This is a genomic window from Allobacillus saliphilus (assembly GCF_018138385.1).
GTDB lineage: Bacteria > Bacillota > Bacilli > Bacillales > Alkalibacillaceae > Allobacillus > Allobacillus saliphilus.
In genome coordinates this window covers 23147-47099 of sequence record NZ_JAGSIE010000030.1, presented here as the reverse complement: position 1 = coordinate 47099, position 23953 = coordinate 23147, and the positions used below count along the sequence as shown (strand labels likewise).

19 protein-coding genes, 1 tRNA gene and 1 pseudogene are annotated in these 23953 nt (G+C 36.5%); 6 read left to right on the top strand and 15 right to left on the bottom strand.

The features are described 5' to 3' along the window. Positions 1-602 precede the first annotated feature (602 nt). Both KC820_RS10255 and KC820_RS10250 read left to right on the top strand, forming a co-directional pair. Positions 603-1649, top strand: a complete 1047-nt coding sequence (locus tag KC820_RS10255; RefSeq protein WP_212370758.1) for a DUF1835 domain-containing protein — start codon at positions 603-605, stop codon at positions 1647-1649. Between the two features lie 390 nt (positions 1650-2039). After that, positions 2040-2180, top strand: a complete 141-nt coding sequence (locus KC820_RS10250) for a hypothetical protein (protein ID WP_212370763.1) — start codon at positions 2040-2042, stop codon at positions 2178-2180. Between the two features lie 362 nt (positions 2181-2542). On the opposite strand, the gene KC820_RS13545 is transcribed toward KC820_RS10250, so the two are convergent. Both KC820_RS13545 and KC820_RS10240 read right to left on the bottom strand, forming a co-directional pair. Then, complete coding sequence (locus KC820_RS13545) at positions 2543-4372, bottom strand: GmrSD restriction endonuclease domain-containing protein (protein WP_212370756.1); 1830 nt, start codon at positions 4370-4372, stop codon at positions 2543-2545. Beyond that, the gene (locus KC820_RS10240) at positions 4365-5666 is read right to left on the bottom strand and encodes a DUF262 domain-containing protein (protein ID WP_212370754.1); all 1302 of its coding nucleotides are present in this window, start codon (positions 5664-5666) and stop codon (positions 4365-4367) included. The genes KC820_RS13545 and KC820_RS10240 overlap by 8 nt, the downstream gene beginning before the upstream one ends. Before the next feature lie 191 nt (positions 5667-5857). Between KC820_RS10240 and KC820_RS13405 the strand changes: the two genes are divergently transcribed. Both KC820_RS13405 and KC820_RS13400 read left to right on the top strand, forming a co-directional pair. After that, complete coding sequence (locus KC820_RS13405; protein ID WP_212370753.1) at positions 5858-6583, top strand: DUF2268 domain-containing putative Zn-dependent protease; 726 nt, start codon at positions 5858-5860, stop codon at positions 6581-6583. After that, entirely contained in the window at positions 6580-6831 is a 252-nt protein-coding gene (locus KC820_RS13400; RefSeq protein WP_212370751.1) for a DUF2268 domain-containing putative Zn-dependent protease, read from the top strand. Before KC820_RS13405 ends, KC820_RS13400 begins: the two co-directional genes overlap by 4 nt. Before the next feature lie 1119 nt (positions 6832-7950). Here KC820_RS13400 and rlmH read toward each other — a convergent pair. From rlmH to KC820_RS10185, 9 genes are all read right to left on the bottom strand, one after another. Next, positions 7951-8430, bottom strand: coding sequence for a 23S rRNA (pseudouridine(1915)-N(3))-methyltransferase RlmH (gene rlmH / locus KC820_RS10225; RefSeq protein WP_212370749.1), 480 nt, complete (start codon positions 8428-8430; stop codon positions 7951-7953). A 495-nt stretch (positions 8431-8925) separates the two neighbouring features. Next, a complete protein-coding gene (locus KC820_RS10220; protein WP_212370748.1) occupies positions 8926-10146 on the bottom strand; it encodes a S1C family serine protease in 1221 nt (406 codons plus the stop codon). Continuing rightward, a complete protein-coding gene (locus tag KC820_RS10215) occupies positions 10133-10957 on the bottom strand; it encodes an MBL fold metallo-hydrolase (RefSeq protein ID WP_212370746.1) in 825 nt (274 codons plus the stop codon). The genes KC820_RS10220 and KC820_RS10215 overlap by 14 nt, the downstream gene beginning before the upstream one ends. Beyond that, complete coding sequence (locus KC820_RS10210; RefSeq protein WP_212370744.1) at positions 10954-11832, bottom strand: two-component system regulatory protein YycI; 879 nt, start codon at positions 11830-11832, stop codon at positions 10954-10956. The genes KC820_RS10215 and KC820_RS10210 overlap by 4 nt, the downstream gene beginning before the upstream one ends. Beyond that, on the bottom strand, positions 11832-13160 hold the full coding sequence (locus tag KC820_RS10205; RefSeq protein ID WP_212370741.1) for a YycH family regulatory protein: 1329 nt from the start codon (positions 13158-13160) through the stop codon (positions 11832-11834). Before KC820_RS10205 ends, KC820_RS10210 begins: the two co-directional genes overlap by 1 nt. After that, positions 13157-15001, bottom strand: a complete 1845-nt coding sequence (walK, locus tag KC820_RS10200) for a cell wall metabolism sensor histidine kinase WalK (RefSeq protein ID WP_212370733.1) — start codon at positions 14999-15001, stop codon at positions 13157-13159. The genes KC820_RS10205 and walK overlap by 4 nt, the downstream gene beginning before the upstream one ends. A 5-nt stretch (positions 15002-15006) precedes the next feature. Beyond that, the gene (gene yycF / locus KC820_RS10195; RefSeq protein ID WP_144089081.1) at positions 15007-15711 is read right to left on the bottom strand and encodes a response regulator YycF; all 705 of its coding nucleotides are present in this window, start codon (positions 15709-15711) and stop codon (positions 15007-15009) included. Between the two features lie 358 nt (positions 15712-16069). Beyond that, on the bottom strand, positions 16070-17593 hold the full coding sequence (locus KC820_RS10190) for a peptidoglycan DD-metalloendopeptidase family protein (RefSeq protein WP_212370731.1): 1524 nt from the start codon (positions 17591-17593) through the stop codon (positions 16070-16072). A 703-nt stretch (positions 17594-18296) separates the two neighbouring features. Further along, a tRNA-Phe gene (locus KC820_RS10185) sits at positions 18297-18369 on the bottom strand. Between the two features lie 256 nt (positions 18370-18625). Between KC820_RS10185 and KC820_RS13270 the strand changes: the two genes are divergently transcribed. After that, positions 18626-18901 carry a hypothetical protein gene (locus KC820_RS13270; RefSeq protein ID WP_236782621.1) on the top strand — a complete coding sequence of 92 codons (276 nt, stop codon included), beginning with the start codon at positions 18626-18628 and terminating at the stop codon, positions 18899-18901. Positions 18902-18919: 18 nt separating this feature from the next. Beyond that, positions 18920-19468, top strand: a pseudogene (locus KC820_RS13265) (alpha/beta hydrolase); the annotation flags it as partial. 141 nt (positions 19469-19609) lie between these two features. Here KC820_RS13265 and KC820_RS10175 read toward each other — a convergent pair. The 4 genes from KC820_RS10175 to KC820_RS13540 form a co-directional block, all read right to left on the bottom strand. Next, complete coding sequence (locus KC820_RS10175; protein WP_212370729.1) at positions 19610-20893, bottom strand: adenylosuccinate synthase; 1284 nt, start codon at positions 20891-20893, stop codon at positions 19610-19612. Between the two features lie 340 nt (positions 20894-21233). Further along, on the bottom strand, positions 21234-21926 hold the full coding sequence (locus tag KC820_RS10170; protein ID WP_212370721.1) for an ABC transporter permease: 693 nt from the start codon (positions 21924-21926) through the stop codon (positions 21234-21236). Then, a complete protein-coding gene (locus KC820_RS10165) occupies positions 21926-22774 on the bottom strand; it encodes an ABC transporter ATP-binding protein (protein WP_144089085.1) in 849 nt (282 codons plus the stop codon). Before KC820_RS10165 ends, KC820_RS10170 begins: the two co-directional genes overlap by 1 nt. Positions 22775-22937: 163 nt before the next feature. After that, positions 22938-23900: a LytTR family transcriptional regulator DNA-binding domain-containing protein gene (locus KC820_RS13540; protein ID WP_212370719.1), complete on the bottom strand. Its 963-nt coding sequence runs from the start codon at positions 23898-23900 to the stop codon at positions 22938-22940. Positions 23901-23953: the final 53 nt, after the last annotated feature.

Below are 23953 nucleotides of genomic sequence, written 5' to 3'. Positions count from 1 at the left end.
GACTTTGGGGAGGTACTTCCTTTTTTGTGTTTTGAAACCCTTGCCCTGTAAGGGCTAAGATTTATGAAATTTATTCTCAAGAAGATAGATTTTAAATCTTTCAATTGATTGTGAAATTGTGACTGGAGCGGTGTTCATAATAATAATCCTCCCTGCTATGTTATACGACGAAATTAGTATTTGCTTAATTGGTGTTATGCGACAAGAAAACCAATGAATGTTATGTAGTATTGTCGTATAAACCATATTATGTGACAATCCTGTTGTTGCTCGTATTATAGCGCGTAAATTAGGATAAGGCAGCCATAGGTTAGTATAATTTTTTTAACCACAATGATTTTTCAATTTCCCACATCAGACTTATATAATTCCCATTTAATATGAAGGAACCTAATGAATATGCTTTTTTCTGGCATTTAAATGATGTAAGTTTTGGCAACGTCTTTATTAAATATTTTGAATTATTACTCTATGTGAAACTGTATTATTGCTAATATTTATACATAATTGTCAAGCAGTGCTTATTGTATTAACGGAGCAGTTCTGTTTAATAAGATATGCTGTATCTTTATGGTAATATTATCTGTAAAGGGAGCAATAAATTGATTGATGAACTAAAAAGAATCCTTAAAAATTCTCCTGATGATGAAGTGAAATCACTTTTATTTCAAATTCTTTTGCGAATCAATATGCTTGAAGAAACAGAAGAATATACTGAGGGGCAATTTGTGACAGACTTGAAAAAAACATACAATGATTTTCTGAATTATAAAAGAAACCAAACCGATTTAAAAAATAATAAAGACTATAAGGTTGTACATATTCTCTTTGGTGATTCAGCATCTGGTAGTTTAAAAAGAGCATTAAAAGAAATGGAATTGCAAGACGAAGAAAAGGTTATCTCATTTTCGGATATGTTCTCTATTGGTCCAGTTTGGCAATTGCACGATGAGGTAGGGCTTAACCAAAGGTATAAATGGATCAAAAATCATCTAATCTTTGATGACGATTATTTAGATGAATACCAACATAATTTCAACATTACAACCTCATTGATTAACTCTATTCCTAAAAATACAACAATTATAATCTGGGTTGGGGAAAACTCTCACGAACAGACTGCTTTAAGATATGTTCTGTATTTATTAAAAGATAAAAATTATGAGATTTTCTTACTGAATACAACTAAGCAATTTAAAAATCAATTCAATATTCCAGACACTGACTGTTACCCGTTACACACTGGAGAAATTATATCTGAAAAGTTAAGGATAATTTATGAAAAATGTAGAAATATCCCTCCGGTAAATCAAGAGCAACGAAAAAAATTTGAAGAGGAATGGAGAGAGTTAACTTCTACACAAGAGGTTCTAAGAGTATGGGAAAATAAAAAAGTAAAGAGTGTAGATGAATCTTATTATGATGACTATATAATCAATAAGGCTAAAAAACTACATAAAGAGCGAAAGAATAATGAATTTATGAAATCAGCACGCCTTATTGGTGAAGTTATTGGATATTTAGACCAATATATTGGTGACGTGTATTTTGAGTATAGGGTAAGACATTTAATCATGAATGGAGTTTTTGAAATAGAAGGTGTTCCAAAAGCAATGAGATTTTATAGTGTGAGACTCAAAAATGAATAACGCTATTGCACTAACGTGTGCGTTAACACAACAAGGAATAAAACTAAAGAGCCTAAAATATGCATGAATTTATACAATTCCTGTATATTTAGGCTCTTTTTCCATTCATAAAACTTACTGCCTCAAACAATATTGTTTGATTGCCGAATACATATCCTCTATCTTCTTATCCAATAAATATGAGAATTCCACCGAAGAACAAATAGTTAACCTTATATCGATATCCTTGAAATAATTGTTTATGGCATACTAAAAATGTAGTCTTTGGCAGTTAATTTATGTAGGGGCTGCGAAGCTGCTATATAAATTAAAAAAACCACTTGCCAACCTCTCCAAATAACTTTAAACTCCTCGTTGGACCAACAACGTTCGACAGGAGGATATTAGGAGATGTTAGCAGTGGCACAAATTGATTATATCAGACTTGAGGTAAACCAAAAAGGAGAAACATATGCCAGTGTGGGCAAAAGAATGGGTATTGACCCACGCACGGTTAATAAATATACGAATCAAGTAAAGAGTCTTTATTAAACCAATAAATTGAGGTGGCAAGTGGCATACATTTTTAAATGTCATTTCATACATTTTTTACTTGCCAAATACACAAGTTCGTACTAATTTTCGAGTTTTTAAGCGCTGAAGTTAATCGATCGATATCGGAATTCCAAGAACAAAAATAATAGGTGCAACATAAACGATAAAAACAAGGAATGTAAAAATGAGAAGATCGGAAAGAAACGCGATAAGACTTGTTTCCATGTTGTCATAATTAAATAAAACAAAGATGAAACCAACGTTTATTGAGGTTATTAATGCTACAAGCATTTTCTTTCTAAAGACTTCCATTTTCATTCCGCCCTATATAATAAATTATACTTATTGAGTATGATAAATCAGTTTTCTACTAATTTTGGGGCTGGTTTTTTTAAATCTTGTTCTAAAATTTCATACATCTTCATACCGTGTTCTTTTATAACTTCTTCATTCCAATATTTGTTATTAGCAATAGAAGCCATAATACGAAGTTTCTGTGAGCTTTTGATAGTATTTTTTTTAGTTAATTTTGCTTTAGGATCAAGGTTTGAAAACTTTGAGTTAGCAGGGCTAGTAATTAAACAAAGATTACCAAAATGATTTAAATCAGTAACATCCATTTTCCTATATCCTTCATTTCCATCAGGATTTTGAGGGTAAAAGTGTTCAATAGAATTTCTAAATGTAAATTCATAATCCTCCATTTGCTTAATTTCATGTTCATAACCATCTCGCCACAGAACATAGTCTAAGTATGTGAATACTATCCTTTCGATATTAAATCCATCACGCATTTTATATCCGCTTTCTCTAACTTTTTGGCGAGCATAATCTTCTAATAACTCAAGATATTTTTTCGAAATACTCTTTTTATCTATATTCTCCATTAAAAATCGTAATGAATCGGTTATCCAGTGCATCATTTTTGGCGATGTATACGTTATTCTAAGTGCTGATTGTATCATGCGGATCTTTTTATGAATGTCATCTTCATTCTTTCCAGATGCATGGTTAGAAAAAGTCCGAACATAATCAACTTTATTATTGTTGTCTGTTTGATAATATTTTAATTTACTTAATGACCACGTACCTTCTTCGCTGTGTCTTCCATAATATTCTCTCTTTATAATAAATTGATCAAATAAATATCTAGCTTGTAATAATTGAATAATAAACTTTTCTGGGTTTATTTCATCACTCATAATATCTAACAATCTTTTATCATCTAATGCACCATCATCAGTAGCATCAGTTCCCTTGTATAGCCTCATAACATGCAGTAGAAAATTCGGAAAGGTTATAATCGATTCAAAACGTTGGTCCTCTTCATCTTCATTCTCTTTATCTTCAATTTTTTCATCTTTACTGTACTCCTCAATTGCATCTATCACAGAAAATGTAGTAAAAATCATACCTTTCTTTTCAACCCTTTCTGGATAGAGACTCTGGAAAATCTGATCAAAATTACTACATTTTAATTCCTCATATTTTGTACCAAACAACTTTTTCCTATTTTCAACAGCAAAAGACATCTGAACATACTTTTCCATACGAGAACAAGCATCCCAAATCTTAGAGAATACACTTCTTCTTTCAAGTGCCTTTTCTCCAGTGATGTTTGACATTAGTCTTGCTTTAACTATTTCGTGAGCCTCTAATTGTTCACCACGAGTATTCATAACCTCGAAGTAATGATTTAAATCTGTATCCTTAGGTACAATAATTCTTAGTAACTTAGTTTTTTCAAGCTTGTTTATTATTCCGCTGTCTTGGGTGACTTCATTTTTGAAGTAATTTAGGGCTTCTAAAAATTCTTTGGTATAAAATTCTTCATCTAAGTCTTTAAGTCCATTAGAGATCTTTTCTAACGTTCGATTTGATTTTTTTCTTGCTTCAAACATTAAGCTCTTATAAGGAGGATTGCGCTTTAATGAAGCTAACAATATAAATAAAGTTGTTAGACGTTGTTGACCGTCGATGACCTCGTATACTGCATCATCTCGTTCATACACAACAAGACTCCCTAAAAAATACTCTTGATCAGCGTCGCGAATGTCCTCGAGTAATTGCTCCCTCTCAATATTACTCCAAGCATAATTTCGTTGGTAAATTGGAATGATATACCGAACATTCTCATGAAATAATTCATTTACGGAGAGCTCTACTAACTTTCTAGACTTATCAGCCACCTTCTATCACCCCAATTGCTTGTCTTAAATCATCAAAGCTATTTTTCTTATATTTACTCGCAATATCATCTTTTTTAATATCATCGAGTACAGTCATTTCTAAATCCTTTGGACTTCTTGCATCTCTTATAGCAGTAAATAAGTTTAGTCTATAGTTTAAAGATTCATTTTTTCCTAAAGCATATTTGTTTATTGACTTTTCATATACAGCTTGATTAATACAGCGTAATTGGTAACAATACTTGAAAAATAGTTGCTCAATATTAGGATTCCTTTGGTTTATTCCAAATCGATCGTAATAATAAAGTAGTAAACACTGAAATAATTCTCTAATATATTTCGTTCCAACCTGTTCATTTCCATGATTAGGAGAGATGGATTTAGGCAGCATTTCTATAGCTATCTTTTCTACTTCTTTCTTTAAAGCCGTATAGTGAAGTGTAATTTCAAAAAACCTTCTTCCAGCTAAAAGTGGTTGATCGATCTGAAATGGGATCAGAGCTTCTATTCCTAATAACTCTTGGTGGTTTTCTTTATTAAATTGTTCAATAAACAAGTAGGCGGCTTTGTGGTATTGAATAAAGTTAAATTGTTGATCTAGAGTCACACCTTTAAACACTTCTATACCGTCTCTATTAAAGAAATGTGCACTTCCTTGGTTTGACCATGTTTTAATTTTGTATAAGTAACCTTTGAATAAGTTCGCTAACTCATTTGTGCTCTGGGCTTCCCATTTTTCTATCAGCTTCAACTTCATTTCCTCGTTATCTGCTGGCATTTCCCGCAAATGGTAGGCTTTCAATAGGTCATGTGCTTCCAGAGCTTTACCGCGGGCATTTTGTGAATCAAAAAATTGAAATGCTTCCATTTCATTATCAATCTCAATGATAATTATATGGCACTTTTCTTTCATATAATCGTATAACCTGCTTTTATCATTTGAAGATAAATTACTACATAATCGTTTAATTTCATTATAATTTTTGCTAATATTACTTTTATTTTTAGGTATAGATAGTTTAGGAGAATCTTGCAGTACATCATTTATTAAATGTAATGAAATTGTTCGCTGTTGACCATCTACAATATCTCTTCTGTCATTATCGTGTTTATGTATAACGATCGTACCAATACGATATTCTGATAAATTTTTCCGATATGCCTCTAGTATGTCATTGAACAATTGGTTGATACTTCGCACAGTCCACTTATAAGGTCTTTGATAATCAGGAATTGAAAAATTTAACTCGAGTAATTCTTCGACACTAATTATTTTTTTATTACTAATAGACATTGCGATCCCCATCTTTTATATTTTTATTAAGTATAGTATACCAAATTTATCCTATTTAACATTTAATACTTTCATTTAGAACGGAGAAAATTGATTAAGACTATTAAGTTTACATAGTTTACAAGTTTCAAGATAAATTTTGAATAAACTAGGAGGCGTTAAATATTAGGTATGCAGTAAAAAGTCTATTATTGATACTAATATTATTCACTGGTTGTAGTGAGACGGAAACTCATGGACCAAACAATTCAAAAAAAATAAGTGAATCCTTAAATAAAAATACAACAGAAAATGAATATTCAATTAACTATTCTGGTCCAATCAGTTTTGAAGTTAATGAACAAGAATTCCAAATCATTCCGGTTTTAAATCCAATACTTGAATATATTCAAGAAGTTGAAAAATCGGATGAAGATTATAAAGGCTTATTCCGATCTATGGTTGTGGAGCCTTTTCGTGAAGAAGCTTTTGGTAAAGATGGTGGGCTTTGGTTGAGAGACCGATATAGTTTTGAGGCACCAAGAAATAGTGAACAACTGCAGGAATCTATTAAAACTTTAGATCAGGACTTTGAGCATCTTTCCTTATTAATAAAAGAAACAATAGAGAAGTCAGCAAATTTACTTCCTGGTGGTAATACAAAGATTTATATATTCCCATTTAATCCGGATCAATTTAATTCAATACGTCAGATGAGCGGAGTTACAGCATTTGGAACCTCCAATCAAATCATTGTCATGCATATTGCACCACATCATTATGATGAAGATATGCTTAAGTACGCTACGGCACACGAGTATCATCATATAGTCCACTTCGAAAAAAATGAGAATAGGGATTTATTTGATTATGTTTTATCAGAAGGGAAAGCAGATTCATTTGCAAACATAATGATCCCCCATTTTGAGGCACCATGACAAAACCATTGTCTTTGGATGAAGCAGCAAGCATATGGGAGTGGACGAAAGAGAGAAGAGATACTTTTAATGAAACTGACTTGGCTGAATTGCGTAATGGAAATCGTGACATTCCTTCATGGTCAGACTACAGAATAGGATTTCATATTATGCAAGAATTTTTAAAGAATAACCCTAATGTCTCCATTGAAGAATGGACTTTTATGGACTCTGATGAAATTATTAAGAAGAGTAGATTTGTTGATTAAACGTTTTAACATTTGGAAGTGTTAACTATGCAAAGTAATGCAAGTTTCTTTTAAGAATAAGTAAAATCTTCTGATACCTACTCATCAACTTACACGGTTCACCGCAACGTTGATTTGAGTGAATTCATGGAGAGAAGATTTCAACCGGAATAAGTTCATCGTAATTAAAAAAAGGGACCAGCGACCGTCCATATGATTGGACAGTACCTGGTCTCTCTTTATAGTCACTTCTCTAGTTATCTAATTACCAACCGGCTTTGTCTTTTTATATCGTTAAGTGTTTTTCTCGATCGTGAAATATAAAAAAATCTGGACACGTGTTATCCTTACACATTGGTACTTTTCAATTTTATAAGGCAGTCTATGAGCCAAAAACATGTACTAGGATAAATACTTACAAAGACTAAATTGGCTATATCAGAGGTACTTAATAATATGGGTGAAGTACCTGATATAAACATAATTAGCGTGATCATACTTAATCCAGAAATAACGTACAACGGAAATTGAATCAACATCCTAATTTTTGAGTTTTTAAGCGTTGAAGTTAATCGATCAATACCCATAGATATCGGGATTCCAAGAACAATAATAATAGGTGCAACATAAACGATAGAAACAAGGAATGTAAAAATGAGAAGATCGGAAAGAAATGGGATAAGACTTGTTTCCATGTTTTCATAATTAAATAAAACAAAAATGAAACCAACGTTTATTGAGGTTATTAAAGCTACAAGCATTTTCTTTCTAAAGACTGTCATTTTTATTCCGCCCTAATTATAATCAATCGCACTTATTTAGTATGATATATTAAATGCTTGCTGACTCGTAGTATAGACAAGGTAAAAGACTTGCCAGCCCAATCATAACTCTACTGTTATTGGTGTCTAATCAAATCGCAGTGGAGGTTGAAAGGAATGCTAGCAATGTCTGAAGTTAATTGTATCAAACTTTTAAAATCAAAACTCTAAATCTACAATTCAATTGCACATTACCCTTGGTGTTGGTATTAAGTGGAGTACAGTCAATCCACGATATTTGAACTACTTACTCAGGAACGATAGTACCTTTCTCATAAACATATCATTTACTTGTAGCATTCTATTGATCTGTTTAACCTCACTTGTGGTACGGTTCCCCCCGATTAATCCGAAATCCCCGATAAATCTGCTCTAACAAAATCAACCGCATTAACTGATGTGGAAACGTCATCTTTGAGAATGAGATGGCATAATCACTTCGCTTCTGGACCGCTTCACTAATCCCCAATGATCCGCCGATTACGAAAGCAACTTTGCTCTTCCCGTATGTCGCAAGCTCGTCCATTTTCTTTGCGAGTTGTTCAGACGATAGCATCTTCCCTTCAATTTCTAATGTAATGACATATGTATCTGGTGAGATTGCTTGTAGAATCCGCTCTCCCTCTTTATCTTTCACTTGTTTTTCTCCGGCTTCACTTAGATTTTCGGGTGCTTTTTCATCCGCAACTTCAATAATATCTACTTTGGCATAGCTACTCAGCCGCTTCAGGTATTCCTGAATTCCTTGCTTTAAATATTTTTCTTTTAACTTTCCAACAGAAACAATCGTTATTTTCATTTGACCACCTAATTCATTATTTTTAACATGTGTATAACTTAAGATAGAGAATTCTATATTCTTTTATTATTTTACAACTTGTTGATAATCCGAACAATCACCTATTTTATCGGTGATTCAAGCTTGCGGTTTATTCACATGTAGATTTGGGTATATGGCGACAGTTCAGTTATTCACACTTATTCACATGGTTTTGTGGATACTCGTGCATCGAGTTGTGGTTATCTGTATAAGTCTGTGGAATAGTCGAGTTATCCACAGGTTTATCAACATATTAACATATGTTCGTACGTTATTTAGTTAGTTTCGTAAAATTTCACTCAATATATGCACATCGGTTATTTTTTTATGCACACTTTGTGGATAAGTAGATTGATTTTGTGCATAAGCGTTAAAGCTGAACATTGAGTGCTTTTTCACCGTTCGTTGTTTGTCTTTCTATAAAAAGAAGTCCCTGCAAGGATGTATTCCTCAACAGGGACTTCTGCTATTTCATTAAAACTCTTGTGCGGTTAGTGTTGCTTTTGTCGTTTGTTTTTCTCCATCGCGGTAGAATGTGATTTCGATTTGTTCGCCTGCTTCTGTCTCATTGTATAGATATTTTCGTAAGTCTAATGAGTTATTGATCGGTTCACCATCGAATTCGACGATGACGTCATATTGCTCGAGCCCTGCTTGTGCTGCTGGTGTTCCATTTTCCACTTGTGCGACGACGACACCTGCTTCAACATCTTTCGGTAAGTTCAATGTGTTCTGCCAGTGATATGTCGCAATATCGCTTAAGGAATATGGTGAAATTCCGAGGAAAGCACGTGTGACTGCCCCGTCTTCTTCGAGCTGTTCGATAATTGGTGTTGCGTGATCAATTGGAATCGCGAATCCTAATCCTTCCACATTCGGGTTGGAAATTTTCATGGAGTTGATTCCGATTAATTGGCCTTCTAAGTTGACGAGCGCACCACCTGAATTTCCTGGGTTAATGGCTGCGTCGGTTTGAATGGCTTCTGCTTGCCAGTCGACGACACCATTTTGGTCAAAATCAACCGGGATGAGTCGTTCTTTCCCACTAATGATTCCTTGGGTGACGGAGCCTGCGAATTGCAGACCGAGCGGATTCCCGATGGCAATAACGGGCTCTCCAACCTGCAAGCTTTCAGAGCTACCAAATTCGATGGCATTAGGCACTTTATCTGCTGGAACTCGTAATACGGCCAAGTCTGTATACATGTCGCTTCCTAGCAGTTCCGCTTCAATTTGTTCCTCATTGTTTAAGACGATTTCTACATTACTGGCTCCTTGGATGACGTGGTGGTTCGTCACGACATAGGCATAGTCACCTTCTTTTTTGTAGATGACACCAGATCCTGTACCGCCTTGTGTCCGTTGATTGCCGAATATGTTTTGATTTTGAATATTGACGACACCGACGACTGTGTTTTGTACATTGCTAACGACTTCGGTTACTTGTGATGTTACATCGACGTTGACCGTTTTGCCGCTACTGTTTTCGTTCGTACTGTTACTGCCTTCTGAATTTTGTTCTTCTGTCGTGTTTTCGGAGTCATCACCAGAGCTAGCCGCGTCATTCCCACCTGAGCCGAATTCCGCGATTAATAGCCAGGCAATCAATACACCGATAATAATTCCAATTGCGGCAGGCATCACTACACTTTTTTTGCGCCGCTTATTGTCTACATGCGAGTTATAATACCCCATCTGTCTTCACCTCTTCTACGATATAATCGATTGGTGTTGGCTTGGTCGGACTGGTATCTTTTAATAGTAAGTCGTCGCCAATCCGATGACCATGACTTGTAAGTACTTCTTCTACACTTATCCGGGCCAAATCAACCATATTGTTATCTTGGCTCAAATGTCCTAAATAAATCCGCTTTGTACGATTTCCGATGACATCACACATGGCAATCGCTGCGTCTTCGTTCGACACGTGACCAAGATCGCTCAGTATCCGGCGCTTAACGTTCCACGGATACCTTCCCATTTGTAACATTCCCACATCGTGGTTCGCTTCAAACAAGAAAGCATCTGAATTTTCGATTGTTTTTTTCATATGCTCGGATACATAGCCTGTGTCCGTAATCATCGCCACTTTGTTGTCTTGATGGCGAAAGACGAAGAACATCGGATCTGCGGCATCATGAGACACACCGTAACTTTCAATATCAAGGTCACCGATTTGCCGGACGGAATGAATTGGAAAGTCGAACTTTTGATCAAGTGTAATTTTTCCGATGGCGTTTTCCATCGCTTTCCACGTTTTTTCATTCGCGTAAATCGGCAAGTCGTATTTTCGCGCAGCAATACCGAGCCCTTTAATGTGGTCACTATGTTCATGGGTGACAAGAATTCCATCTAATTCTGTTGGGTCAACACCGACTTCTTCTAAGCTACTCGTCAATTTTTTTCCGCTTAAACCAGCGTCGACTAATAACTTCGTCTGATCGGTTCCTATATAAAAAGCATTTCCCGTACTCCCGGACGCCAGGACACTAAAATGTAAACTCATTCTTCCTCATCACTCCGTATGTGTGTTTCTAGTTGTTGTTCCAAAGTTGTTTCGATCTCTTCCATATACACTTCTTCATCTGTTGAAATCGTTTGTCCTTCCATCGCATTCACAAAGGCATAGCGCTCTCCGTCATTAATTTCAATCATCCATGTCGGTGTAAAGACTTGTTCTTCTTGTTCTTCGCCTTTAAGGGCTAAAAGGGAATGGTATGCGAGCTTCATGTCTGAGATATGATCTTCTGGACGTAACACTTCATTTGAGTTAAAAACAGATTCAATAGCATTCATTGGGTCGACGACGGTCTGAGGATCGCCCTGCACTCTCACTTCATTCAACAAGGTTTGATAGTAAGAGACTGCTTCTTGTTTTTCATTCAGCTTAACGTATAAGACGCCTGCTTTATTGAATAAAACGGTTCGATCATTTTGCTTTTGGAAAAATAATAACACATTTTTATCTTCATCATACTTCCAAAGCTCATACACATCGTCGTAAATGACATACTCGGCTAATGTTTCCATTACTGTTGTTGATTCATCATCCAAACCAACTGGAACTGGATCGATGAATTCACTAACGATTGTTTGATTATTGATAATCGCAATGTTTTGATTCGCTAACGACCCTTCAAGTGTTTCTTTGTCATCCTCTGACAATAGGTAGCGCTCAGCAGATATATAGGATGCTTCCATTCCGCTTTCAGGCAATTCACCAATCGTAATATCTTCTGCAGCTAATCCGTCTTCAAAGGTTGTCTGTGACAGTGTTTCCAAATTCGTTTCATCAATTTTTTCAAGCAACTGTTGAGCTAAGAAGAAATTTAGAATCAAGAAGGCGATGATGAACAACGTTTTGACAGAACCCCATTTCATTATTCATCACCCCTTGTTTGTAACATGTTTTCAAAGTAACTCATCGGTTGCCAATCACCTTTATATTTAATAAACCAACTCGGTTTTAAGTACATCGCATTGGATGTGTCACTGATGGTGTTTACTTCATATCCGATGCGCATGTCCGAGATAGCATTTAAAGAAAATGTATCTGAATACTGCTTCAAAAATTGATAAACAGATAAGCCAGAACGGACGGATTCCATTTCTTCACTTTGAAAATTTGTGCTTGTAAAGAATAATGGTCGCTCAAACTGATAAATACGATTATCACGCCATGTTTGTCGAATCATCGTATGGCCTTCCGTATCAAATATTGGCAAACCGTCATAATACATCCGAAAAGCAATTTCATTACGATGTTCATTCAAAGAGTCCAAGTAGAATGTATCTGTCCACCCATCATAATCGTTCGTAAATGCGATACTACGATTCATCAGGTCATAATTTGTCATCCTTGGTGCATCTGTCGAAAACGGATTGACGAATTCCATCGCTTTTTCGTTTTGTAGTACACGTTTAATGGTCAGCGCCCGCGAACCATCCGTATAATAACTTTCTTCATTGGAGTTCCCATTTGGCAGTTGTCTTCGCACCATTGTCGGGTTGCTAAATAAATTATTGATCAACGGCTGTATATCATAAATTTCTTCCGTCAATATCGTATAGCCTGGCAGATTGATGCGTTCGACAGGAAGATAGAGAGTCGTCTCTTCATTCATGTCATACGAGCCTAATGCAATATTGTTTTCATTATGAATGAGCTCATCGATTTCATTATAAACGGATGTCGAATGGATCTCTGCATTTAAATAACCATCATATTCATCCGAAGCGAATGTCACTCGGACAATTTCTTTATTGTTTTGGGAAAGTTGGAAGTAAACTTGATTAAACGTTTGATTCCAGAGATTTTCCATATCATTGATGTTCATTAACTGGACGATATAAGCCAGCGGAATTTCTTCCGGGAATATGACTTCCATATTTCTTGACCAGATTGATACGTCCTCACTCACAAAAGGTTCGACTTCCGCAAATGGCCATTCTTTAATTTTTTCATATAATTGCTCCATGCCTCGATAATCCGGTAGCTGGCTATGCTCATGGAAGTTATGAAAAAGAATTTTTTTTGGATAGACAACATCCGCTATTTGTCTTTTATCGCCTTTTAACCGCGTTTCATCTAAGTACGTTGGTTCACCGAGCTCCTCGTATGCCGGCTGATAGTTCCATAAAGCCAATGTCAGCAGTAAGCTCGATGCGACCAGAATGAATAAAATGACTGATTTAATATTTTCGATCATGATTGCCGCCCCCGTTTCTTTCTCATTAACGGCAAACTAAAATGAATGGTCGTTCCCTTTCCTTCGACACTTGAGGCCCAAATTTGTCCATCATGTGCTTCCAGTAGTTCTCGAGAAATGGCTAGACCAAGTCCTGTGCCCCCTAATTTTCTCGTTCTTGCTTTATCGACTCGATAGAAACGCTCAAATATTTGTTCCAAGTTATCTTGTGGAATTCCCATACCTTGGTCAGAAATTTTCGTGATGACTTGGTTTTTCTCTTGAAGAACTTCGACTTTAATCGTTCCACCCTCTGGTGAGTATTTAATGGCATTGGAAATAATATTATCGATGACTTGTGTTAATTTATCGGTATCAATCCATACCTCAAGCCGTTTGTTTGGCAGTACGCGTTTGAGTTCCAATTCTTCTCTTAAGTTTAATTCGAATCGGTCGACGATCGCATTAATAAACTCAATGAATTCCACACGTTTTTTGTGAACGTGGTAATCTTTGTTATCCATTTTCGATAATTGCAGTAAGTCATTGACGAGACGAATCATCCGCTCAGTCTCATTTTGTGTGACATTCAGAAACTTAGGCGCAATTTCTTCATTTTTCAATGTCGACTCATCGCTTAACGCTTCAAGATAGCTGCGCATTGTCGTTAGTGGTGTACGAAGCTCATGAGAGACGTTTGCGACAAATTCACGTCGCTCCCGTTCAATCTTCTCTTGTTCGGTTACGTCACTTAAGACGGTTAAGAAACCATTCATTTCACCATTTTCATCTTCAATGACTGAGAAGTTTGCTTTTAATAATAAATCTTGGTCCCCTTCAGAAAAATCAATGATTAGACTGTTCTCGTCTTTGATTTCAAAGAGGTCAGAATAATGTTGGTCCATTCCTAACACCATCAATAGAGGCTTGCCGTGTAATTCGTTATAGTCTTTTCGCATTAATTTCATCGCGGGTTCGTTCAATAACGTAACGTCGCCTTTTTTGTCCGTTGCAATGACTCCGTCTGTCATGTTTCGCAGAACAGAAGAAAGCTTCTTGCGTTCGCCTTCCGTTGCTGCGTATGAAAGCCTTAACTTATCATTCAAGTCATTGAATGTAACAGCAAGCTGACCGATCTCATCCGTTCCATATACATTAACTTTTTGTGAGAAGTTTCCGGTAGCCATCACTTGTGCCTGTCGTTTCATCTCAGAGATTGGTCTTGTAATTGTCTGTGCGACTAAAATTCCAAGTAAAGCAGAAACGGTAATAGCTAGTATGGTTCCATTGGCGAAGATTCGGTTAATATCTTCCATTTGATCATAAACGCCTTCAATTGAAGCTTGAAGGTATAATGCACCGACGATCTCTGAATCCGTATTCGAATAGATCGGCTTTGATATGACCAACGTTCGGTGACCCGTTTCCTTATTAAACAGAATGTTCTCTTCTCGGTTCCCTGCAGATAACGCACGTAAAATCCGTAGCTCTGTCGTCCGCTTCCCGACATTCGATCGGTCGAACTGAGCTGTCGTTCCAAGTACACGGCTATTATTATCCACGACTCTTACTTCTGTAAAATCATCAGAATCAAAGGAATCAAAGTCATAGATAATTGCACCAATATCGCTGGAGAGCGATGTATCATTTTCCGACCTTTCCTCCGCAAAGGCTTGTTCGAGGTTAAAGGTCAGTAGCTGTACCCGATCATTCACGGATTCCGTAAAGTTTTCTAGTAGCTGTGTTTCCAATTGACGGGCAAAGTAAGCTCCGATAATTTGAATCGCAATTAAAATTAACAAAATATAAATTAAAATAAATTTTAGTCGGATTGATTTGAAGACTCCTAAAAACTTACTCATCCAATCTACTCCTGCTCAGGATTTCTCAAGTAATAACCTACTCCTCTCCTTGTCACAATCCAGTTAGGGTTACTTGGATTTTCTTCAATTTTCTCCCGTAGACGACGTACGGTTACATCGACCGTTCGGACATCTCCAAAGTAATCATAGCCCCATACGGTTTCCAACAAGTGTTCACGCGTCATTACTTGTTCGATATGTTTTGCTAAATAGAGAAGTAGTTCAAATTCACGATGTGTCAAATCGACGGGCTCTCCGTTTCTCGTAACCGAGTAGTTTTCCCGGTTGATTTCAAGGCCGCCAATTTTAATATTGGATAAGCCAGAGCTTGTCCCATTATCTTCGCTTGTCGAACGTCGCAAGTTCGCTTTCACTCGTGCGATTAATTCGCGGTTACTAAATGGCTTTGTGACGTAATCATCCGCTCCGAGCTCTAAGCCTAATACTTTGTCGATCTCGGAATCTTTTGCTGTCAACATAATAATCGGCATCTGATAATCTTTTCGAATCTCACGGCACACTTCCATCCCGTCTTTCTCTGGAAGCATAATGTCAAGAAGCACCAAGTCTGGCTCCTCCGTTCGAACGAGATCGATTGCTTCATTTCCGTCGTAAGCGACGAATACATCATAACCTTCTTTATCTAAGTTGAATTCTAGTATATCTGCAATTGGTTTTTCATCATCTACTACTAAAATTTTTGTCTTCATTGCTTTTACACCATCCTCTTTCATTTCTTTCTTTGTTTTAATTCTGAGGTGTATTTCTTTTTTCATTTACTGTCTAATTGTTTTAATAACTTATACTTGTTTACATTTTAACGCACATTGAAGGAAAAGTCTTTTTATAGAAGTGTTCTTCATAGAATTGACAGAATCCTCTTTATAATTGGCTGGTGAGTTATTATTGGATGTTCTATCCATAAGAATAAGGTGCTATCATTACATCTTCCCTCAATCAGATGACTTAACCGTAAATGCCCAATAGATATGAAAAAAGTAGTTCAATTAGCGTACAAAATGGTCCTTTGTACTTCTAAACTGAACTACTTTATCAGTTGAATTTTTATTAGCGTCCTACGTAATTAAGCGGATTGACGAGTGCACCATTGCGGTATACTTCAAAATGCAAATGTACACCTGTTGATCTGCCTGTCGTTCCCATTTGGCCGATGGACTGGCCTTTTTTAACGGTTTGTCCAGGACTAACGCTCATACTGCTAAGATGAGAATAAGTTGTCTTGAATCCGTTGTTATGGTTAATGACGACGCGGTTTCCGTAAGCACCATCCCAGCTCGCTTGTACAACTGTTCCGTTGTCTGCGGACTTAATCGTGCGGTTACCTACACCTGCAATGTCAATTCCTTTATGATAAGAACCCCAACGTGGACCCATTTTACTTGTGATCCGTCCACCAACTGCTGGCCAACCAAGCTGACCAGAACCACGGTTGGAAATTTGCTTCGTTCCTTTTAAGATAATTTTATCTTTTGGTTCTTTAACGACTTCTTCAATTACTTTTTCTTCGTTAATGACTTTGCCGTTTTTCGTCGTCACTTTAAATGTGAGGACTTTCTTTCCTTTTTCACCTTGTTGTTTAACTTTCTCATTTCCTTTGTAGATCTCATTCGAGTTTTTCGTGACTGTCTCATAATCGATTGATTCTTCTTCTGTTTTCTCTACTGTATAGACAACATCGATAAAATTCTTCTCTTGTGTTACTTTGATCGTCTCACCTGCTTGAATGATTTCGACATCATCTAAACCAGGATTCAAGTCGATTAACTCATCCGTTGAAAGGTTGTTCGTCTTAGCTATCGTCTCGATGTCACTTTCATTTTCAACTGGTTTTTCTTTTGCGATGGAGATTCCACGCTTAATCAATTTCGTTAATTGCTCAACCTCTAACAACTTCGTCGGGTTGACACGATCCTTTGTAACTACGACGTTTTCTGTAAAGCTGACATCAATTTCAGCAGAATCTTGCTTTACTGTAACGGTTTTCGGAAGAACGATTGTTTTTTCCTCTTCGTTCGATTGTTCGATTTCTTCCTTAGTCATATCTTCTAACATCGGCTTCGGTAAAATCAATTTGTTTTCTTTTTGTTTGATAAAAGTAAACGAATTCGATTGTAAATCTTTAGGTAATGATTCATTAATTACACCGTTCAAAGCTTTATTCGCCATTTCGATGTCTTTGACATAACCGATGGACTGGTCGTTGACTAACAACTCAACCGCTTCCGTTGCGAACGTTAAGTTTTCATCCAAGTTAGTCATCACTTTTTCAGATTCGACATCTGAATTAAATACAAGCTCACGAACATAATTAATCTCTTCACCCGTTACAAGCTCAATGTCATTATGACGCGCTTGCGCTGCATTTTTTTGTTCTTCTATATATTCATCGATTTCATCTGGATCCTCGACAGAACCAATATGATTTTCTCCGTAATAAACATGATAGATTTCATCCAAGCCTAGGCTTTCGGCATTCGTATTCGATGCTGCAAAAGCAACACCCGTAGTCGTACCGGCAACAGCTACTGTCATACCAACAGCAAGCTTACTCGTCTTCTTTATATGTATCATTTGGTTAGATATGTATCCTACAAGATCTCGTAAATTCCCGAATATATTCCTCAAAATCTACATCCTCCATATATTAGAACCTTTTATTTTATCTATCTCTCTCTAGTTAGTTAGCAATCTATTTCTCACGATAACAAATCTACCATAAGTCCTACTTGGAAATAAACCCTTTTAATCGTTTTGTAACGAACTTGTATCATTCCTACAAAAATATGGTAATTAAGTCATGAGCAATATTACGTCTATACCGTTAACTATTAAATGTCTGAGTTTCATTGAATCTCTCATTAATAAAATCGTTTGGAGATTAACTTTAGTGATAAAATGAATTCTTTTCAAACGAATGAACTGTAATAAAGTTCGTTTGGGTGTTGAGATGAATTCTCGATGACTGTTTGAGCAAGTTGCGTGTGCGTTTTCGTATTGAGACAGGTGCTCGACGACAATTCGAGCGGGTTGAATGATCATTTCGGTATCGAGAGGCGACCTCGATGACAATTTGAGCGGATTGAATGATCATTTCGGTATCGAGACGCACTCTCGATGACAATTCTAATGGATTGAATAATCATTTCGGTATCGAGACGCACTCTCGATGACAATTCGAGTGTGTTACGAACCCATTCGGGAGTCGACACCTGACAAAGTTAGACATCAACAAATAAAAAAAGTGACTTCAATTTGTAGAAGTCACTTTTTGGGATGGCTTGGGACGGAATCGAACCGCCGACACAAGGATTTTCAGTCCTTTGCTCTACCGACTGAGCTACCAAGCCGTTATTCGTATTTAATGAATCGGACAGCGTTTATCTTAGCATATAACTTTATAAATTGGAAGTGTTTTTTCTATTAGACGAAAACTTTAGAATTAACATAATTTTCTTGACCATCTACATACAATTAAAGTACGTTTAATGGAGCCGGATTATTCGGTTTAGGATTAATCCTATTCCTGATCAATCTTTTTGTTCATGTTCGAGAGGCAGATGCAGTCAATAAAATATAACCGATATACTTACGGGAGATCAAGCAATGTGGAAACAAACACTAATTGAAACAGACCGCGGAAACTTCGAAATATTTGAAGCTGGTAACGGTGAACCGTTATGTGTCACGCATCTATATAGCGAATTTAATGAGCGTGGCTATTATTTTGCCGATATGTTTAAAGATTATTTTAAAGTTTATCTAGTGAATCTAAAGGAAACAGGAAATTCTTCCAGAGTTTCTGATGAAGATGAGTTAAGTATGGATGAAACAACTAATGATTTAGAGGCAATCCGAACTGCTCTAGAGCTTGAACAATAGAATTTTGCCGGTCACTCTACTGGAGGTATGTTAGGTTTAGTCTATGCTTATAAACATCCGAATTCTCTAAAACGATTAATTGTAGGTGGAGCTTCGGCTACAAATGATTATATGGAACATAAAGACAGCATCTACAGTCATAATAACCCTTCTAACAAAAAGCTTAAAGAAATATTTTCAATTCTAAAATCTAACAAGGCAACCAAACAGGAGCGAATGCAAGCAGGTAGAGAATGGACAGAAATGTCATTATATTATCCAAGTAAATTTGAAGAATACTTTTCTAAGCCTAGTAGTGGAAGAGTGGTTCAAAAACGACTTGATTATTATTCCTATCAAGAGTTACCCAATTTTGATATTAGAAATGATATTTCAAAAATAAAGTCACCTACAATAGTTTTCTGTGGTAGGTATGACGCACAGTGCCCTTTCGTCTATTCAAAGGAAATCCATTTGCTTATTCCAAACTCAAAATTATTTATTTTTGAGGAAAGTAACCATTCCCCTTTCTTAGAAGAAAAAAATAAGTTTAATGAAATGATTAAGGATTTCGTAAAATTAGCCTGATTTTCTATACAAATACGTAGACTTTAGGTAAAAACACCCCTGAAAGTTAGATCTCTAACATTCAGGGGTGGTATGATTCATAATGTTTTTATATTGCTACTTAACATGCCATATCACATATTCCTTCGCAACGCTCTAATATTATATAATCGTCTCTCTAATAATCGTCTGTTCCCGATCTGGACCGACAGAAAAAATAGCTACTTTCGTTTTCGTCAATTGCTCAATTCGCTCAAGGTAAGCTTGTGCGTTTTGTGGAAGTTCTTCGAAAGAAGCCACGTTCGTAATATCTTCCTTCCAACCTGGTAGCTCTTCATAAACCGGTTGGCATTTTTCAAGCTGACGTAAGTTTGCTGGGTAATAGTTGATTCTTTCTCCTTCATAATCGTAACCAACACAAATCTTCAATGTGTCGATACCTGTTAGGACGTCTAGACAGTTCAATGAAATCGCAGTCATACCACTTGTTCTACGTGAATGATTAACAACAACAGCATCAAACCAGCCGACTCTACGTGGACGTCCTGTTGTCGTGCCGTACTCGCGACCGACTTCACGAATTTGATGAGCGATATCTCCGCTCAATTCCGTTGGAAATGGACCGTCTCCTACGCGTGTCGTATAAGCTTTTGAAACGCCGATGACGTTTTCAATCATGTTTGGACCAATACCGCTACCTGTTGCAACACCTGCAGCTGAAGTGCTAGAAGAAGTGACATACGGATACGTACCATGATCGATGTCTAACATGACACCCTGAGCACCTTCAAATAATATTTTATTCCCCTTCTCCACTTCTTCTTCTAAAATAATTGAAGTGTCTGTTACATAAGGGGCAAGTGTTTCGCCGTATGCTTTGTATTCTTCATAGATTGCATCAATGTCTAATGGCTCTCCGCCAAAATGTTTCATCCAATGATTTTTTTCTTCAACAATATCTTCTAATTTTTCTTTTAACGTTTCAGGATCGATCAATTCAGCCATACGGATTCCGATACGGTTAACTTTATCCGCATAAGCAGGACCGATTCCTTTCTTCGTCGTTCCGATTTGTTTATCGGACCCTTTGCTCTCTTCTTGCAAGCGATCAAGTTCCATATGATATGGCAATATGACATGCGCTCGGTTACTAATTTTTAAATGTGAAAGGTCGGCACCGTGGCTTTTAACATAATCCATTTCTTTAAAGAGTGATTTCGGATTAATCACCATGCCGTTTCCTAGAATACAAATCTTATCATCATTAAAAATCCCTGAAGGAATTAAGTGTAGTTTATATGTTTGGCCTTCAAATTGAATTGTATGACCAGCATTGTCGCCTCCTTGGAATCGAGCAACCACATCAGATTGCTGCGCAAGAAAGTCCGTAATTTTTCCTTTTCCTTCGTCTCCCCATTGAGTACCTACTACAACAGTCGTTGCCATATAGACAACCTCCTAAAGTTAAGATATTAAACAACCATTGATTATTCTAGCAGTATTTATCAATTAAAACAATGATAATACGAATATTATTATGTATTACTGTTTAAATGTACGCTTTTTGACACTTTTCCGTAATTTGTTAAGCTTATCCTTATATAATGCAATATTTCCTGGGAAATAACGAAATTTGTCGAAGGAAATAATCATCATTCACGATTAATAGTGAGTAGAATTATTTTAACCAATAACAACAGTATTATGACTAATTGAAAAAGCCCCTAAGGAAGAACGCTTTTCAGGCACGATTCTTCTCTAGGGACTTTCATATTATTTGATGAAATTAATTATCTGTACTTACCTTTTTCAAGCAGATGAATGTAAATATAGCAGCAGCTATTACCCATATCGTAACAATACCGATCGCTGTCCATGAATTGGTTTCATGCATATCAATCAATTGCATGATCGGAAAGTAATCGGCAATCTTGATGAAGATACTATCCTCTCCCAGATTCAGAAATTCGATCATCGGTGTGAAACCAAATAAAAACATAACCGGCATAATATATGCTGAAGTGTTGGCAACTGATTTCGTAAACAATCCTATGCCGATTCCCAATAGCAGGAAGAAAAGAAACAAAAGAATTAGTCCAACAATCGGTTGAAAAGCTAAAAATTCGTCATTGCCTAAAATAGCTAAAGATATAACTAACGAGATGAAGGTGAATAGCCCGACGACTAAACTCTTTCCAATGAGAATATCAGCGAGAGAAGCAGGTGACTGGATGAGTCCACGTAATGTTTTCTTTTCATTTTCTTCAGCCATCATCGTCATCATCCCACTCGTCGTTACGGCAGAATAGGTTGCCCCGACAATGAGATATAGTAAAAAGACAGGTAGCTCCCCTTCACCCATTCGACTATACATAATGGCAAGAAAAATCGGAATGACCGGCATCATCAATAACATCATATTCTTTCTAAATTCCTTAAGATCTTTTTCAAAAATAGCACCAATCCGTTGTGTATTCATTAGACGAGCTCCTTTCCGGTAAGCTGTAAAAATACATCTCCAAGTGTCGGTTTATCTGATTGTATGGATTTGACCTTCCCAGCAGCAATTAAATCTCTAATTTGATCCGCATTTTTGGAATCATTTTCTAAGACTAACTTTTCATTCATCGTTGTTTCGATATGAAAATCATGGGTTGAATATTTAAATCGAAGCTCATCTGGATTGCCTAACTCTTGTATTTTACCGTTATCCAAGAAAGCTACGCGGTCACATAATTTCGTTGCTTCTTCCATATCATGAGTCGTTAGAAAAATTGTCGTACCCGCTTCGTTTAATTTTTGTAGGCCCCGATGAATATGTATGACATTCCCAGGATCCAATGCGGATGTCGGTTCATCTAAAAATACAAGCTCCGGTTGATGAACTAACGCTTTCGCAAGCAATATTCGCTGCTTCATTCCTTTTGATAGTTTAGATACGACTTTGTTGCGATCATTCTTTAAGTTCACTTCTTCTAAAATGACATCAATCCGCTCTAATGGTGCATCATATAATTTACAAAATAATTTCAAGTTATCATAGACGGTTAAACGCTCATAAAGTGAACTGTTATCTGATAAAATTCCAATTTTTGATTTAAACTGAGTAGAGTCAAACGACGATGCATCTGTATCTAGTACATGGACATCACCAGTTGTTTGTTTGAGCTCACCCGTTAAAATTTTAATTGTTGTTGTTTTGCCTGAACCACTCGGACCCAACAGACCGAATATTTCTCCTTTTTTTACGTTAAAACTAACGTCTTCAATGGCAACTTGTTGGCCAAATGTCTTTCTTAGGCCAGAAACTTGTATTGCGTTTTCCAATTTAACCCCTCCTTTGGCGATCTACTCATATCATATATGGCATCCGGTATGAATGCAGTAGTTCTAAGGTGAAATGTACTTACCGATACGTAAATCGTACCTTTCACTTATTAAAATGACTGCTGAAAAGAGGTTCATATCTTATACATTTGTTAAACGGTACTTATTTGAGGTTGAATGTATCCTGAATATGCTGGATTTTTGTGCGTGACAATGGAATGGTAGACTTCGGTTTATTATTGATGCGAAGTGAGTATGTATTTTTTGACCACGTAATGATTTCTCTCACTTTCTGCAAGTTGACGATGTACGACCGATGACACCGATAAAATCCATACGGTTCGATTTTTTTCTCGATTTCAGTTAACGTCGAATCCAATGCAAAAGATTCATAGTTTACAACAATCTGTGCCTTCCCATCCTGGCTTTCAATATAATCGATTTCCGTCGGGTCGAATAAGATAATTTTATCTTCTACTTTAGCCGGGACTTTATATAATTTAGATGTCGTTAATGAAGTTGTTGAGATTTGTTCAGCTTCGGATGTACGTTCACTCAATTCCTCTTGAGCAACTTCAATTTCTTGGAGACCATTTTCTTTTAGTTTATACGTTAGATCACTAAGAAGTAGTGCATGTTCGAGGTTGGAAACTAGGATGAGCACTGGTGTTTTGTTCTCTTTCAGTTTTTGCAGCATATTCATGAACGTATTCGTTGTATGTAAATCTACACCATGGATTGGCTCATGAAAGACCACAGGATAATGATCCATCATAAAATATTTTGCATAATAAACGCGAGCGAGTTCAGATGGTGTACATTTACTCAACGGTTTGTCAGCACATGTTTGTAAGCCAAACATCACAAGAATCTCGGCAAAAGGAAATGAACACCCAAACCACTTATGGAAAAATTTAGCATTATCGGCTACGGTTAAACGGTCGTAAAGGCCCTCTTTTCGATCGAAAACGCTCATCTTCCCCTCACGCAGAATCGCTTCAATTAACTCTGCTTGCAAATCCGTGTCGCTGTATATTGCTGTCGCGGTTGATTCATTTAGATTGAGAGAAACCGATGGAAGTTTTTCATCTTTCGCAGCTTCATAGTTTAATGTGTAATCTGACACCTTACAACCTCCCTTTTGTTCGGATTATTCTATTTATTGACCATATTATAATA